The organism is Streptomyces sp. NPDC005791 (assembly GCF_042871485.1).
Classification (GTDB): Bacteria; Actinomycetota; Actinomycetes; order Streptomycetales; family Streptomycetaceae; genus Streptomyces.
This window is the reverse complement of sequence record NZ_JBIAIP010000005.1, coordinates 275280-289068: the sequence shown is the minus strand read 5'-3', so window position 1 is coordinate 289068 and position 13789 is coordinate 275280. Positions and strand designations below refer to the sequence as shown.

Below are 13789 nucleotides of genomic sequence, written 5' to 3'. Positions count from 1 at the left end.
ACATCCCGCCGAAGGAATCTCATGGAAACGTGATCCCGTCGCCGAGACGGAAGTGGACCGCCCGCCAGTATGCGCAGACAACCGGCGCATCAGCGGACAAGTAGCAAGAAGGCCACGACGACCACCGCGCAAGCGCGCGAGCTGCGGTGCCCCCGGCCCGTTTCTTCCAACCGGATGAACGGATGTGCTGGGCGTCGGGTTGCCCCCACTTGCCGCTGGCGAAGCCGACCAGGAGCACGCGCCCCCCGCGGCTGACGGCCGAGGTGGCTTGGGCGTATGTTTCACCGCCGACCGTGTCGTAGATGACGTCGGCGCCGTGCCCGCTGCTGAGTTCGAGCACCGTCTGAGCGAGGTCGTGTTCGCTGAGGTCGATGATGTGGTCGGCGCCCTGGAGCCGGCAGAAGCGCGCCTTGTCCTCGTTGCGGGCGCTGGCGATGACGGTGCCGCCCAGGGCCTTGCCGAGCTGGATGGCGGCCGATCCCGTACGCCCCGAGCCACCCAGGACCAGGAGAGTCTCGCCCTTGCGGAGCGCGGCCCGGTGCGCAAGGGCGATGTGGGCGACGTGGTACGAGCCGGGGAAGCCGGCGGCCTGGGCATCGCTGAGTTCGGCGGGGGCCGGCATCGCTCCGGGAACGGGGCTGAGCGTGTATTCGGCGAGTCCGCCGATGGCGATGTCGGTACGGCTGTTGCCCATGATCCGGGTGCCCGCGGGGAACGGGTATCCGGGGCCGGGCTTGTCCACGATGCCCACGATCTCCTGGCCGGGAGAGACGGGGGCCGAGGGAACAAGCGGGTAGCGGCCCTGGACCGTCATCAGGTCGGGAAGCGCCACACTCGCGGCCAGGACACGCACGCGGGCCTCGTCCGGGCCAGGCTCGGGAAGGGGGACTTCCGCCTTCTCCAGGACGGTGTCCGGCGCGCCGAACTCGCCTGCCTGCCAGCGTTTCATGAAGGCATTCCTATTCAGTCAGGGGAGCAGCGCCGAGCCGGTCGAGGCGGACGCCTTGTCCGGGTGCGGCCGCACAGCAGGCGCGCCCGGTGAAACGGGCGCCTACCGCCGGCCGAGGACTCCGGGGGTGTCGTGCAGGACGACACTCTGCTCAAGCGCGGCCCGTTCCATGCGGAAGCCGTTGGCCTGCGCGGTCTCGTCGGCGGCGCCGAAGGAGATGCCGAACAGCAGCTTGAGGTCCGCGGGTACGTCCAGAACCTCGCGGACCGTGTCGGCGTAGAAACCGAGCATGGTCTGCGGAATGCCGCCAAGTCCTCGGGCCGTCAGCGACAGCAGGAAGTTCTGGGCGTACATGCCGATGTCTCCTGCCGCCCGCACTCCGTCGCCGAAGGCCGGCATGAAGAGGAAGGCGACGTGGGGTGCGCCGAAGAAGTCCAGGTTCTCGCGGGCTGCCGCCTTCCTGGCCGCCTTGTCCGAGCGGGCGATGCCTATGGCCTCGTAGAGGGTCGCGGCATGGTGGTGTGCCCGGTCGAGGTAGGTGCCCTCGCCGAAGTCGGCGTAGTCGAAGGTGAAGTCGGGCGAGAGCCGTTCTTCCTCGTCGGCCTGGAGGAGTTCCTTGCTCAGTGCGTCCCGTGCCGCGCCGGAGACGACGTGCACCGTCCAGGGCTGCGTGTTGCAGTTCGACGGCGCCGCCTGGGCGTCTTCCAGCACGCCGCGGATCTCCGCAGGCGCCACCGGTTCGGGCAGGAACTTGCGCACGGAGTGCCGGGACCGCGCGAGTTCGGGAAAGGGGATGGCTGCGGTGGACAAGACGGTCCCTCTCAAGATGCCTGGTAGGTGGGGGCACGACTGTGCCCCCACCTACCAGGTGTGTCAGCGGTGCAAGCGGCGTCAGCGGTGGAGGGAGCGGTTGAGTTCCACCTGTTCGTCCCGCGTGGGCAGGGAGGCGAGAGTCCCGAGGTACTCCAGCTGACGGTCACGGATGGCCGGGGTCTTCTCCCGGTCGGCCGCCTGCAGGGCCGGTCCCAGCTCGTCGACGGTCAGCTCGGTGCAGTACACGGGCGTCGCCGGCTGCTGGCGCCAGGAGTCGGCCAGCTTGCCCGCGTCGAAGGGGTCGAAGCCGGTCTCGTCCACCAGGCGCATGGCCACGTCCCGCGCTTCGTCGGAGTCGGCCGCGACCGGAAGCGCGATCCGGCCCGGCGTTCCCGCGGGAACGCCCCTGGTCTTCAAGGTGGCCTCCAGGACCGCGTTCCACGCCTTGACCACGGGCCGCCCCAGTTGCTCGGCCACCCACACGCTCTCGGCCTGACCCTGCCCCACTCCCTCGACAGGAACGTTCCACGCCCTGAAGGGGACGTAGTTGGTGGTGTCGATGACGACGGTCTCGCTGGGTACGGAGGCGAAAAGGCCGGCCACGTCCGGGACCTTGAAGAACGGGACGGACAGGATCACGACGTCCTTTTTCTGTACGGCGTCGGCAGATGTCACCGCCTGCGCCCCGAATTTCAGCACGTCCGCATCGATCGTCTCCGGGCCCCGGGAGTTGGCCACGGCGACCTCGTGCCCGCCCGCGCTGAAGACGCGCGCCAGCTCCGCCCCGATCGCTCCCGTTCCGAGAATGCCAATTCGCATAATTTGTCCTTACTGGAGGTGTATCTCTCCCCGGGCAAGGGGGGCGAGATGTGATGACCGTGGGCGTGCGGGCCGGATGGCCCGCGGTTCAGGAGGAAGGGTGTCGCGGCACCCTTCCCATGGCTCTCCCGGCAGCCCGCCCGGGGCAGGGCGGTGGCCGGTGGTCTACGTGCGGTCGTTCTGGATGTCGCGCTCGCGGTAACCGTCTTCGATGAGCGCGCGCAGGCGGTCGAGCGATTCCTCGTCGACGGTGCCGGTGCCCCTGACCCAGGCCACCGAGACAGACGCGAGGAAGAGGTCGTACCCCTTCACCCACGCTCTCGTGTCCCCGGCCTGCTGCGCGGCCCGTACGTACTCGTCGGTGGTGGCGATGAGCTGGTCGCACGGGAGGGTGAGGGGGTTGCCCGGTTCCTGTGCACGGGCCGCGGCCATGAGCGGTTCCGGCAGTCCGCTGAAGGCACTGAAGTACTCCTCCATCGCCCGCAGCCACTGGCGCAGCGCCTCAGAGGCGTCGCCGAGCCGCGCGATGTCCTCACGGCGGGCCACCAGCTCCTCGGAGCGTGTCTGCAGCACGGCCGCCAGCAGAGCCTCCCGGGTGGGGAAGTGCCGGTACAGCGTGCCGGCCCCGACGCCCGCATCCTTGGCCACCGCATCCAGCGATGCGCCGACACCGTGCTGCAGGAAGTGACGCTGGGCTGCCTCCAGGAGAGTCGCGCGATTGCGCTGGACGTCAGCACGGGGCCTGCGCCCCTGCTGCTGCTCCCTGTTGCCGCTCATATGTCCTCCTGCGGTACACGATCCGGCCACCGCACGAAACGGAGACCGCCTCCGTGCCTTTTCGAGCGTAAAACGGAGATTACCTCCGGTCAACTCGTCCCTTCCGGACAACGAAGAGATGCCGGGGCGCCACGCCTCCAGCCGGACCGGCCGCGGCCGCCCTACCGAGGGCTTGCGCGAGGCTGTCGGGGTGTGCAGCCGGTTCAGCTTCAGCAACACGATCGCAAAGGTGCCCGTCACGACCGAGGCGCTGGACGTCCCGGCCCTCAGGGAGAGCGCCCTGCGCTACCGGACCCTGTCCCGATTGGGCGGCGATCAGGAACTGGTCGCGAAGCTCCGGGGTGATCGCGTTGCGGACAGGCCCACCTGAAATACATCGAGCCGCGCGAGGTTCACCCGGCCACTGGACTGCGAGCTGAGCCTACGGCGCTGCACTCGGCCCGCCACGGGCTACGCCGCCACGTACGAATGCGCACGCCCGCCCCGCCATTCCACCCACTCCGGCCGGTCCAGCAGCTCCACCCCGTCCGGCAGCCCTGCCCGGCGCAGGAACTCCACGACGTCCTGGTCCTCGTAGGCCAGCCCGGTGATCTGGCCACGGATCGTAACCCGGCGCCCACCCGTGGGAGAGAGGCGGTGAATGACTATCGGCGCGCTCATGTCTCCAGGGTGCGACTCATCACCAGTCACAGCATGCTGAAGGCTCCCGCCAGTTCCGAGCACCTTTCCTCGCTGTGTCGGTGCGGCGCACCCGGCCTCATCGGCGCAGCCGTAAGGGCGCACCTGGTGTCCTGAGTCAATAGTTCGCGGGCGGAGATCGCAGCAGGCCAGTACGGCTGGGCCCCGCAGGGACGTGAGCGCCTGATCCTGGGCCACGAATCGCTCGGCCGGGTACGCCAGGCTCCCGTCGGCAGCGGGTTCGAAGGCGGTGACCTGGTGGTGGGAGTGGTCCGTCGGCCCGACCTCGAACCGTGCGGGGCGTGCGCACACGGTGAGTTCGACATGTGCCGCAACGGCCGCTACACCGAGCGGGGCATCAAGGAAAGAGACGGCTACGCCTCCCAGTCCTGGTCCGTGGAATGGGACTACGCCGTGAAACTCGACGCCGGACTGGAACGCGTGGGGGTGCTGATGGAACCCACCACCGTGGTCGCCAAAGCCTGGGAGCACTCGCCCGCCGAGTACCTGCTGCAGGCACTCGCCGGCTGCTACACCGTCACCCTTGCCGCCCTCGCCTCCGCGCAGGGTACCGAACTCGAGGCTTACCGCCTGGAGTTGGAAGTCGATATCGACCTCCGAGGCTTCCTCGGCGTCGACCTGACGGTCCGTCCCGGCCTTCAGCAGGTACGCGTCCGCCTCCACATCGACGCCCCGAACACCCCCCGCGAGCACCTCGACGAGCTCATATCCCTCGTCGAAAGCCGCTCGCCCCTCCGGAACACCCTGGTCAGCCCGGTCGACGTCGTCACCACCCTCGCCTGAGCGCAGGAACGGACCTCACACAACGGCCCCGACCGCACCGCCTCGAAGAGGCATACGCGGTCGGGACCGTCCGCGCCCAGGGCAGGCGGGCCTCCGCGCGGAGGCCCGCCTGCCCTGGCGGTTCGAATGGCCAGCGCCACCAAAAAGCGCGAAACCATGTTGTACGCGGCGACGGTGGCCACCGCTTCCACTGTTCCGGTCTCACCGAACAGGCGCTTCAGTTCTTGGATGACCGCGGCATCGACGTCAACGTGTCGAGTGAACTGATCGGTGAGTGCGAGCAAGGCGCTCCTCTTCGTTGGAAAGGCCCCTATCTCCACTTCGATCCTTGAGTGCTTCGCGTTTCTCCTCGATGCCACCTGCCTGCAAGTAGGCCGGGCAATGCACACCCCATTCGAAATTTGCCTTACCAGGAGTCGGCCACATGGGCCTGGTGGCCAATGGCCCTGCAATCCACAGGCAGACGCCAGGCGGCCTCTCTCCACAGCCCGTCGGTGTGACCGGAGGCACGGCCGTGCTCACTCAGCGGCACTCACAGTTCGAGCATGGCTCCTCGTCGAGCTGACCGGGGCAGGATGCGTCCATGAGGCCACACGCAACCGAGCCGAGAGCAGCGCGGCGGACGGGCCGACGGTGGCGCGGCTGGCAGTGACGCACCCGCGCCAATGTAGAGAGCCGATCCACAACCCGGTAGGGGACGACTCCTCATACCCCCGTCCCTGCCCTGTATGAGCACCTGCACAGGGGAAACCGGCCTGCACCCGGTTCACGGGAATCAGGAGCGGGAGCCTTCCCGGCCGCCGGGCCCGGCGGCCTACACCCAGGCGGGCGCGGGTGTGCGGGGCACCTATTTCTCGGGGTCGTGCCCCCAGTTCATCAGCGAGTACCGCCACGGGGTATCGGTGACGTCTCCCGCGGGGCGTTGTCCGGTGTGCCTGTGCACGTAGCCGACGACCTTGCGCATGTGCGCCACGTCGTCGTCACTCAGGTCGGCCTTCCTGGTGCGCAGCAGATCCACGATCCGCCGACCGGATGCGTGACCGGTCGATTCCCCGCCGTCGTTCTTCTGTCCCACCTCCTGCGCCTGTTCCGTCTCGAGCCACTTCTCCAGCTCGCCGGCCGTCATGTTGACGGCCTCACCGAAGCGGTCGAGGGTGTCCTGGCGCTCTTCGTCCCGTTCACCACTCACGAGCCGCCGTCCTTCTTGCGCAGCGACTCGGGCTTGTGGACCGCGGCCCTGCCCGTCTTGTCGCTCTCCACCTCATACTGCGGCTCGTCCTTGGACGCGTCCACGGTCCGGCCGGCAGCCTTTGTCCGCTTGGTGACCTTCCGCGTGACGGTGCCGTCGACCTCCTGTCCATGGCTCTTCCATGTGACGTCGTCGCCACGGGACAGCTTCTTTTTCTTGTCCTTGTCGGCCATCGGACCGTCCTCTCTCGCGTCGAGCGCCGGGGCCTCCGCCGAACAGCGCACGGTCTCCGCCAGCATCACGGGTGCGCGGCGTTCTCGCATGTGGGCGGCGCCTTCTCCGGGTCGGTGTCGGGCGTAACAGCGGACATCCGCAGGGCACGTAGGTCTGCAAGCGTGGCCGGAGTCGATATGTCAGGCTGGGCGAAGGGCACGCTTCCGGCGAACGGAGGACCGATGACCGGAATGGCAGAGTTGGTCACAGCCAGGGTCCGGCCACTCGCGGAGTTGAAGAAGCGGAGTGACGGATAGCTCCGGATGACGCTCGCTCGAACGAAGAGCGAGGCGACCGGCGCAGAGCAGACGCGCGGTCGGCGGAGTCAACCGGCCGGCCGAGCGATCGTCCTCGGCTCTGAGCGCCTGCTACGTCGCTGCCTCGACTTTCCGCCTGCGAGGGACCCCGCCCATGACCACTGTCAGACCTCTCGCCTCGGACTGGCGCCTCCAACGGCATCGGCCTCGAGTTGGCCGAGCAACTGGCTGAAGGCGGCTTCGATCTCGTCCTCGACACCGCGGACGGCAAACGATTGCAAAGTGCAATCCAACAGGTCCGAGCAGCAGGCGCCGCAACCGTCGGATCCGAGCCCCCGCATGCCTCAGCAGACCGACGCCCAGAAAGGTTGCAGAAGCATGGACCTGGAGCGTGAGGCGGGCGGCAGGCGCATGCTCGCCGGCCTACTGGCTGCCAGTCATCTCACGCCGATCGACCGGCTTCCATACGTGGTTGCCGACCATGCCCAGGCCGCAGGGTTCACCCAGGTCCTGCTCTACCTCGGTGACCTGCAACGCCGAGTACTGCGACTGCTCGCCGGAGAGGCTGAATCCCAGGGGCACGAGACGGAACTGCAGATCGACGGCACCACCCCTGGACGGGCTTATCAATACGGCCACATCCTGCCGGCCGGCCCCACGAAGAGCTCGGGCACGTCCTGGTGGGTGCCGCTGCTGGACGGTACCGAGCGGCTCGGGGTCCTTTATGTCGAAGCGGAACAGGACGACGACCGTACGCAAGAGGACATGGACCGGCTCGCGGCCCTTCTCGCACTCATGATCGTCAGCAAGCGCACCTCGAGCGACACCCTGGCGAAGCTGGGCCGTACGGAGCGGCTGAGCCTTGCCGCCGAGATGCAGTGGAACTTGATGCCGCCCAGCACCTATGCCGATGGGCGGGTGGTGATCTCCGCGTCGATGGAGCCGGCCTACCGGATCAGCGGCGACGCCTACGAGTACGCGATCGACGGCCCCCTGGCCCACCTGTCCATCTTCGACGCCATGGGACACGACACCGCTGCCGGTCTCTGCGCTGCACTCGCTCTGGGGGCCTGCCGCAACGCCCGCCGGACTGGGGCCGGCCTGGTCGCCAAAAGTGAAGCCGTGGAAGCGGCGCTGATCGAGCAGTACGGCGACCACCGCTACGCCACCGGCATCCTGGCGACCCTCGACACCCGCACGGGCATGCTGAGCTGGGTGAACCGCGGTCACCACCAACCTCTCATCATCCGCGGCAGCCGCTGGTCCACCCATCTCGAGTGCCCGCCCTCCCATCCGATGGGTACCGACCTGGGGGTGGAAGTGATCACGTGTCGTGAGCAGTTGGAGCCGGGTGACCGCATCGTGCTGTACACCGACGGAGTCACTGAAGCGCGCAGTCCCGGAGGCGAGGAATTCGGGCTTGCCCGTTTCACCGACTTCATCATCCGCCACCATGCGGACGGCCTGCCCGTCCCCGAGACGCTACGCCGCCTGGTCCACGCCGTCCTCGTCTACCACAACGGCACCTTGCAGGACGACGCCACCGTCCTGCTGTGTGAATGGCTCGGCCCATCCGCGGAGGCCACCGATCAGGCCTCTGCCCTGGCCGGCCTGCCAGACGAACACTTTCAGCAGCACAGTGAGCACAGGAGCCGCCGACCATGAGTACCGACGACCAGCAGGTAAGCGTCACCGAAGAGCCGGACGGCCGGTACGCCGTGGCCACCGTGACGGGAGAACTGGACGTGGCGACCGCCCCTGCCGTGTACCACCAGGCCACGGAGGCCATCGCGCACTGCCCTCTCGTGATCCTCGACCTGTCGGGTGTCACCTTCTGCGACTCGTCCGGCTTCAACGCCCTGCTCCGCCTGCGACGTCGCGCCCAGGAAACCGGCACCGACCTGGCGCTTGCTGCCGCGCCCGCACAGGTGGTGCAACTCCTGACCCTCTCGGGTGCCGAGACCGCTTTCCCCATGTTCAGCAGCCTCGCGGAAGCAGAAACCCACATCCCGCACCACGGGAACACCTGACGCCGAGCCCGTCACACGACCCCGGGCGCACATGGCCCCCGGCGACCCTCTCCACCACGCCCACGCCTCACGAGGGCTTGTCCGGCCGGACCTGCTCCCGCACCCAGGGGATCGAGGTTCTCGATGGGTGAGCAGGCCTGGACCCTCGGATCGACGCCCACCGGTGAAAATGATTATCATCATGCTACGGTCGTCGCACGCTCAACCTTTGACCTGCCTTTTACTCGGAGTGACCCGTGCGCGTCTCGTCCCGTCCCCTGATCCTCCCCGCGGTCCTGGCCGCCTCCGTCCTGCTCACCGGCTGCTTCGCGACCGCGGAGACCACCGACGGCGACACGGGTGAGCGCCTCCGCGTCGCGATGATGCAGCCGCCGCGATCGGGCCTCTCCCCGCTCTCCGACGACGCGTTCAAGCTGTCCCGCTGGTCCACGGCGGAGACACTCGTGAAGCTGGACACGGACGGCGACGCCGAGCCCTCGCTGGCCACCGGGTGGAAGCAGTCCGGCCGGAGCTGGACCCTCACGCTCCGCGAGGACGTCACTTTCCACGACGGCACCGGGCTGACCGCTGAGGCCGTCGTCCGTTCCCTCACCACCGCTGCCGGCGCCTCCCCCAAGCCCCGCATCCTCGACGGCGTCGAGCTGACCGTGAAGAAGGGGGGTCCCGGCACCGTGGTCGTCACCACCGCCGAAGAGGACCCTCTGGTCCCGCAGCGGCTCAGCTCCCCGCAGTTGTCGATCCTCGCGGCGAAGGCGTACGGGGGGAAGACGGTGAATCCGGTCGGTGCCGGCACCGGTCCCTTCGAGCTGACCGAGGTCAACGGCACCTCCTCCGCCACCCTTGACCGCTACGACGACTACTGGGGCGGTACGGCCAAGGCCCCCGGCATCGACGTGACGTTCGTGCCCGACGGCACCGCCCGCGCCGCCGCCCTGCGCAGCGGCGAGGCCGACATCGTCGAGGCGGTGCCCGTCTCGCAGGCCGCTCTGCTGGACGAGGACCTGATCACCGAAGTCCCGATGCCGCGCACGAACACGCTGTACCTGAACACGGGGAAGGGCGCCTTCAGGGATCCGGCGCTCCGGGCTGCGGCCCGTGAGGCGATCGACGCCGAGTCGATCGTGAAGGGCGTCTACGAGGGGAGGGCCGACGTGGCCGAGGGGCTGCTCGGGCCCGCGCTGCCCTGGGCGGCCGACCTGCGCGAGCCTGCGCGGCGGGTCAAAGCGGGGGATCCGGCGGGCAGGAGCATCACCATCGGTACGTTCACCGACCGGGCGGAACTGCCCGAGGTGGCCGCCACGCTGCAACAGCAGTTGAAGAAGGCGGGGTTCCAGGTGAAGCTGGAGGTCCGCGAGTACGCCAACATCGAGTCCGACGCCCTGGCGGGCGCGTTCGACGCGTTCATCCTTTCCCGGGCCACCGTCCTCGATTCGGGCGACCCGGCCGCGTACCTGTACAGCGACTTCGCCTCCGACGGTTCGTTCAACATCCCCCAACTCGCCGACCCGGCCGTGGACAAGGCCCTCGACGAGGCGGGCGCGACACCGACCGGTGACGCCCGCCGCCGAGCCGTCGTCGACGCCGAGGCTGCCGTGCTGGCCACCGACGCGGCCGTGCCGATGCTCCACGAGCGTGTGATCCAGGGCGACGCCGCCGGCGTGGCCGGCGCGGCCCACGACCCGCGCGAGCGGGAACTGGTCACGCTGGACACCCACGTCAAGTGAGGCCGACCACAGCGGGGGTGACCCGCACTGTCTGTCTCGTCGCCGCACTGGCCGCTGTCGGCCTGCTGCCCTGGCTCTCCGGCCGGGACCCGGCTCTGACCGTGCTACGCGCCCGGTCCGCCGAACAGGAACCGACCGAGGAGGCCCTGTCCGCGATCCGCCAGGACCTCGGCCTGGACGCAGGACCGCTCTCCCTGCTCGGCGACTGGGCCACCGGACTCCTGCGTGGCGACTTCGGCACTTCCTGGGTGTCGGGGACGGACATCCTGCCGTCCGTCGTCTCCGGACTCCAGGTGTCACTGGGGCTGATGGCCGCCGCGCTGGCGGTGGCGGTGCTGCTGGCTGTGGCCCTGGTGGTACCCGTCCTCGTGCGGGGCCGGGGGTCGGCCGGGGCATGCGCCGCCATGGCCGCCGCCGTGCCCGAGTTCCTCCTGGCCACCGTGGCGCTCCTGGTGTGCGGAGTGTGGCTGGGGTGGCTGCCGACGTCCGGCTGGCAGGGCCCGGAGTACGTGCTCCTGCCCGCACTCGCGCTCGGCGTCCCTGCGGGCGGCCTGCTCGGGCGGCTCGTGGCGGACGCGCTGCCCGCCGTACTGGACGAACGGTGGGTGGAGCTGTGGCGGGGAGCCGGAGTGAGCCGCGCCCGTGTCTCGGCTGCGGCGCTCCGGCGTGTACTGCCGCCCCTGGTACCGCAGTTCGGGATGGTCGCCGTCGGCCTCACGGGGGGCGCGGTCGCGGTGGAGACCGTCTTCGCGGTGCCCGGCATCGGACGTACCGCGCTGGGTGCGGCCAAGTCGCAGGACCTGCCGCTGCTCCAGGGTGCCGTTTTCGCCCTGCTCGCCCTGGGCCTGGTCATCGGCGCGCTGGCCGCCCTCGTACGCCGTCGGCTGCTGGGCCCTGCCCTGCGCGACGCGGGGCTCTCGCTGCCGCCGACCCGCCCCGTCCGCGCGCGTCCTGCGGTCCCGGCCGCCCTCGGCGCCCTGCTGCTGGTCGCGATCGGCTGGGGTCTGCTGCGCGACCCGTACACGCTCGACACCACCGTTCGGCTGGCTCCGCCCTCCTGGGCGAACCCGATGGGCACCGACGGACTGGGCCGCGACGTGCTGGCCCGGCTCGGCCACGGGGCCGCCTCCACGGTCGGCACGGCGGTGGCCGTGTGCCTGCTGAGCCTGGTGGTCGCCCTGGCCCTCGGCTTCCTGCCCGGCATCGCGGCGGGCGCGGCAGACATCGCCAACGCCCTGCCGCCGGTCATCGTCGGCATCCTGGTCGCCGCGGCGGCCGGTCCCGGCACCGGCGGAGCGGCCCTCGCGGTCGCGCTGATCTCCTGGCCGCCCCTGGCGGCGCATGCGGCGGCACTGGTGCAGGAGGTACGGGCGTCGGCGTTCCTGACCGCCCAGCGCGCCATCGGCGCACCGCCGTCGTGGATCCTCACCCGGCACGTCCTGCCGTCCGTCGCCGCCCCGGTCGCCCGCCACGCCCTGCTGCGACTACCCGGCATCGCCCTCGCCCTGGCCTCCCTGGGATTCCTGGGCCTCGGCGCCCAGCCGCCCGCCCCGGAGTGGGGTCTGCTCCTCGACGAGTCCCGCGCCTACGTGGAACGCGCCCCCTGGGCGGCCCTGGCCCCGGCCGCCGCACTGGCCCTGCTGGCGGGACTGGCCGTGTCGGGTGCGGCGTACGCGCAGGGCCGGGGAGACCGGCGCACGACCGGTCGTGTCATACGGAAACGGAAGGAGACCGCCCATGCGGTCTGAAGCTCTGCTGTCGGTCCGTGACCTGCGGATCGCGTTCGGCGCGGTCGAGGCGGTGCGAGGACTGACCTTCGACGTCCGTCCGCGCGAGGTGTTCGCCCTCGTCGGGGAGTCGGGCGCGGGCAAGTCCCTCACCGCCCGGGCCTTGCTGGGCATGGTGCCGCGCGGCGCGACCGTCGGCGGCAGCGTGCGGTTGCGGGACTCCGCGGATCTCGCCGCCGCACGCGGACGCCGGATCACCCTCGTCCCCCAGGACGCCCTGTCCGCCCTCTCCCCCGTCCACCCTGTCGGCGACCAGCTCGCCGCCGCCGTACGGTCGGTGCGGGGTCTGTCCCGCAGGGAGGCGCGCGCCCGGGCCGTGGCGGCACTGGACCGGGTCGGCATCCCGGACGCCGCGCGCCGGGCCCGGGCCTACCCCCATGAGTACTCGGGCGGCATGCGGCAGCGGGCGGTGATCGCCATGGCAACGGTCAACGAACCTGACGTCGTCGTCGCCGACGAGCCGACCACGGCACTGGACGAGGACCGCCGCGAACAGGTGCTCCGGGTGCTCGCCGAGCAACGGGAGGGCGTCGGCGCCGCGCTGGTCCTCGTCACCCACGACCTGGACGTGGTGCGGGACCACGCGGACCGCGTGCTGGTGGTGTACGCGGGGCGGGCAGCCGAACTGGGACAGGCCCACCAGGTCCTGGGCCGTCCGCGTGCCCCGTACACGGCGGGCCTGCTGGCCTCACTCCCGCAGGACGGTCCCCGGCGCCCCCGGCTGCCGGTGCTCCGCGGCACCCCACCCGCACCGGACGCCCTCGGGCCAGGCTGCGCTTTCGCTCCGCGCTGCCCCCTGGCGACGGACCTGTGCCGCGACCGCGAACCCGAACCAGGGACCGTGGACGGACGCCTGGTCGCCTGCCATCACGCCGCCGACGTGCCCGACCCTCTTCGGGAGTTCGTATGAACCACCCCCTGCTGGACGTCCGCGACCTCGTCGTCCGCTACGGCCCGGTGACCGCCGTCGATCACGTCTCGTTCGCACTGGAGGCCGGTGAGACCCTCGCCCTCAACGGCCCCTCCGGGTGCGGCAAGTCCTCCACGGCCCTCGCGGTACTCCAGCTACGCCGGCCTGACGCCGGGACGGTCCGCTTCGAAGGACGGGACCTGACACCCCTGACGGAACGCGAACTGCGCCCGCTGCGCCCCCGCATGCAGCCGGTCTTCCAGGACCCTTACGGCTCCCTCAGCCCTCGCCACCGCATCCGCGACGCAGTGGCCGAGCCACTGAAGGTGCACGGCAGGTGGGACCCTGCCGACGGACCCGCCCAGGTGGCCGAGCTTCTCGACCGGGTCGGCCTCGACCCGTCGTGCGGGGACCGGCGACCCCACGAACTCTCCGGTGGCCAGTGCCAGCGGGCCGGAATCGCCCGTGCCCTCGCCTCCGGACCGCGGCTGCTCGTCCTCGACGAACCGGTGTCGGCGCTCGACGCCTCCGTGCGGGCCGGCGTGCTGAACCTGCTCGCCGACCTCCAGGACGAGCTGGGCCTCGGCTACCTGTTCATCTGCCACGACCGGGCGGTCGTACGGCACTTCGCGGACCGGGTGATCGAGATGCGGGACGGGCGCACCGTCTCCACCTGACATGGGGACGAGGCTCCGCCGGACGGACGGCGGTGCATGGGACTCCTGAGTGCTGACAACGCGCTGCGCCGCGTTCCTCTCCTTCGCCGGACAGACATCATG

15 protein-coding genes are annotated in these 13789 nt (G+C 70.3%); 8 read left to right on the top strand and 7 right to left on the bottom strand.

Annotation, left to right across the window (positions count from 1 at the left end):
* Window positions 1-19 precede the first annotated feature (19 nt).
* From ACFYSH_RS12935 to ACFYSH_RS12920, 4 genes are all read right to left on the bottom strand, one after another.
* Window positions 20-949, bottom strand: a complete 930-nt coding sequence (locus ACFYSH_RS12935; RefSeq protein ID WP_388752235.1) for a zinc-binding dehydrogenase — start codon at window positions 947-949, stop codon at window positions 20-22.
* Window positions 950-1051: 102 nt separating this feature from the next.
* A complete protein-coding gene (locus ACFYSH_RS12930) occupies window positions 1052-1759 on the bottom strand; it encodes a nitroreductase (RefSeq protein ID WP_388752233.1) in 708 nt (235 codons plus the stop codon).
* A gap of 81 nt (window positions 1760-1840) precedes the next feature.
* Window positions 1841-2581 (bottom strand): NADPH-dependent F420 reductase, encoded by a 741-nt coding sequence (locus ACFYSH_RS12925; RefSeq protein WP_388752231.1) that lies wholly within the window; start codon window positions 2579-2581, stop codon window positions 1841-1843.
* 165 nt (window positions 2582-2746) lie between these two features.
* Window positions 2747-3358, bottom strand: a complete 612-nt coding sequence (locus ACFYSH_RS12920) for a TetR/AcrR family transcriptional regulator (RefSeq protein WP_359478244.1) — start codon at window positions 3356-3358, stop codon at window positions 2747-2749.
* 229 nt (window positions 3359-3587) lie between these two features.
* Here ACFYSH_RS12920 and ACFYSH_RS12915 point away from each other — a divergent pair, with 229 nt between their 5' ends.
* Window positions 3588-3728, top strand: coding sequence for a hypothetical protein (locus tag ACFYSH_RS12915; RefSeq protein WP_359478241.1), 141 nt, complete (start codon window positions 3588-3590; stop codon window positions 3726-3728).
* 80 nt (window positions 3729-3808) lie between these two features.
* Here the strand turns inward: ACFYSH_RS12915 and ACFYSH_RS12910 are convergent, their stop codons facing one another.
* Window positions 3809-4018: a hypothetical protein gene (locus ACFYSH_RS12910; RefSeq protein WP_359478238.1), complete on the bottom strand. Its 210-nt coding sequence runs from the start codon at window positions 4016-4018 to the stop codon at window positions 3809-3811.
* Window positions 4019-4174: 156 nt separating this feature from the next.
* Between ACFYSH_RS12910 and ACFYSH_RS12905 the strand changes: the two genes are divergently transcribed.
* Complete coding sequence (locus ACFYSH_RS12905) at window positions 4175-4840, top strand: OsmC family protein (protein WP_388752353.1); 666 nt, start codon at window positions 4175-4177, stop codon at window positions 4838-4840.
* An 847-nt stretch (window positions 4841-5687) separates the two neighbouring features.
* Here ACFYSH_RS12905 and ACFYSH_RS12900 read toward each other — a convergent pair.
* Together ACFYSH_RS12900 and ACFYSH_RS12895 are read right to left on the bottom strand one after the other, a co-directional pair.
* Window positions 5688-6029 carry a DUF3140 domain-containing protein gene (locus tag ACFYSH_RS12900; RefSeq protein ID WP_359467859.1) on the bottom strand — a complete coding sequence of 114 codons (342 nt, stop codon included), beginning with the start codon at window positions 6027-6029 and terminating at the stop codon, window positions 5688-5690.
* Window positions 6026-6262, bottom strand: coding sequence for a DUF2945 domain-containing protein (locus ACFYSH_RS12895; protein WP_359468261.1), 237 nt, complete (start codon window positions 6260-6262; stop codon window positions 6026-6028). Before ACFYSH_RS12895 ends, ACFYSH_RS12900 begins: the two co-directional genes overlap by 4 nt.
* Window positions 6263-6565: 303 nt before the next feature.
* Between ACFYSH_RS12895 and ACFYSH_RS12890 the strand changes: the two genes are divergently transcribed.
* The 6 genes from ACFYSH_RS12890 (at window position 6566) to ACFYSH_RS12865 (ending at window position 13687) form a co-directional block, all read left to right on the top strand.
* A complete protein-coding gene (locus ACFYSH_RS12890) occupies window positions 6566-8224 on the top strand; it encodes a PP2C family protein-serine/threonine phosphatase (RefSeq protein ID WP_388752228.1) in 1659 nt (552 codons plus the stop codon).
* Window positions 8221-8589: an STAS domain-containing protein gene (locus ACFYSH_RS12885; RefSeq protein WP_359467865.1), complete on the top strand. Its 369-nt coding sequence runs from the start codon at window positions 8221-8223 to the stop codon at window positions 8587-8589. The genes ACFYSH_RS12890 and ACFYSH_RS12885 overlap by 4 nt, the downstream gene beginning before the upstream one ends.
* Before the next feature lie 236 nt (window positions 8590-8825).
* Window positions 8826-10313, top strand: a complete 1488-nt coding sequence (locus ACFYSH_RS12880; RefSeq protein WP_359467867.1) for an ABC transporter substrate-binding protein — start codon at window positions 8826-8828, stop codon at window positions 10311-10313.
* A complete protein-coding gene (locus ACFYSH_RS12875; RefSeq protein ID WP_388752225.1) occupies window positions 10310-12061 on the top strand; it encodes an ABC transporter permease subunit in 1752 nt (583 codons plus the stop codon). Before ACFYSH_RS12880 ends, ACFYSH_RS12875 begins: the two co-directional genes overlap by 4 nt.
* The gene (locus tag ACFYSH_RS12870) at window positions 12051-13010 is read left to right on the top strand and encodes an ABC transporter ATP-binding protein (protein WP_388752223.1); all 960 of its coding nucleotides are present in this window, start codon (window positions 12051-12053) and stop codon (window positions 13008-13010) included. Before ACFYSH_RS12875 ends, ACFYSH_RS12870 begins: the two co-directional genes overlap by 11 nt.
* Window positions 13007-13687 (top strand): ATP-binding cassette domain-containing protein, encoded by a 681-nt coding sequence (locus ACFYSH_RS12865; RefSeq protein ID WP_388752221.1) that lies wholly within the window; start codon window positions 13007-13009, stop codon window positions 13685-13687. Before ACFYSH_RS12870 ends, ACFYSH_RS12865 begins: the two co-directional genes overlap by 4 nt.
* Window positions 13688-13789 lie beyond the last annotated feature (102 nt).

What these genes read in the sequence shown, in the direction of transcription:
- ACFYSH_RS12890 (WP_388752228.1), top strand. Translation starts at nt 6,566, where the DNA reads ATGACGCTCGCTCGAACGAAGAGCGAGGCGACCGGCGCAGAGCAGACG.
- ACFYSH_RS12920 (WP_359478244.1), bottom strand. Translation starts at nt 3,358, where the DNA reads ATGAGCGGCAACAGGGAGCAGCAGCAGGGGCGCAGGCCCCGTGCTGAC.
- ACFYSH_RS12895 (WP_359468261.1), bottom strand. Translation starts at nt 6,262, where the DNA reads ATGGCCGACAAGGACAAGAAAAAGAAGCTGTCCCGTGGCGACGACGTC.
- ACFYSH_RS12910 (WP_359478238.1), bottom strand. Translation starts at nt 4,018, where the DNA reads ATGAGCGCGCCGATAGTCATTCACCGCCTCTCTCCCACGGGTGGGCGC.
- ACFYSH_RS12870 (WP_388752223.1), top strand. Translation starts at nt 12,051, where the DNA reads ATGCGGTCTGAAGCTCTGCTGTCGGTCCGTGACCTGCGGATCGCGTTC.
- ACFYSH_RS12885 (WP_359467865.1), top strand. Translation starts at nt 8,221, where the DNA reads ATGAGTACCGACGACCAGCAGGTAAGCGTCACCGAAGAGCCGGACGGC.
- ACFYSH_RS12865 (WP_388752221.1), top strand. Translation starts at nt 13,007, where the DNA reads ATGAACCACCCCCTGCTGGACGTCCGCGACCTCGTCGTCCGCTACGGC.
- ACFYSH_RS12925 (WP_388752231.1), bottom strand. Translation starts at nt 2,581, where the DNA reads ATGCGAATTGGCATTCTCGGAACGGGAGCGATCGGGGCGGAGCTGGCG.
- ACFYSH_RS12935 (WP_388752235.1), bottom strand. Translation starts at nt 949, where the DNA reads ATGAAACGCTGGCAGGCAGGCGAGTTCGGCGCGCCGGACACCGTCCTG.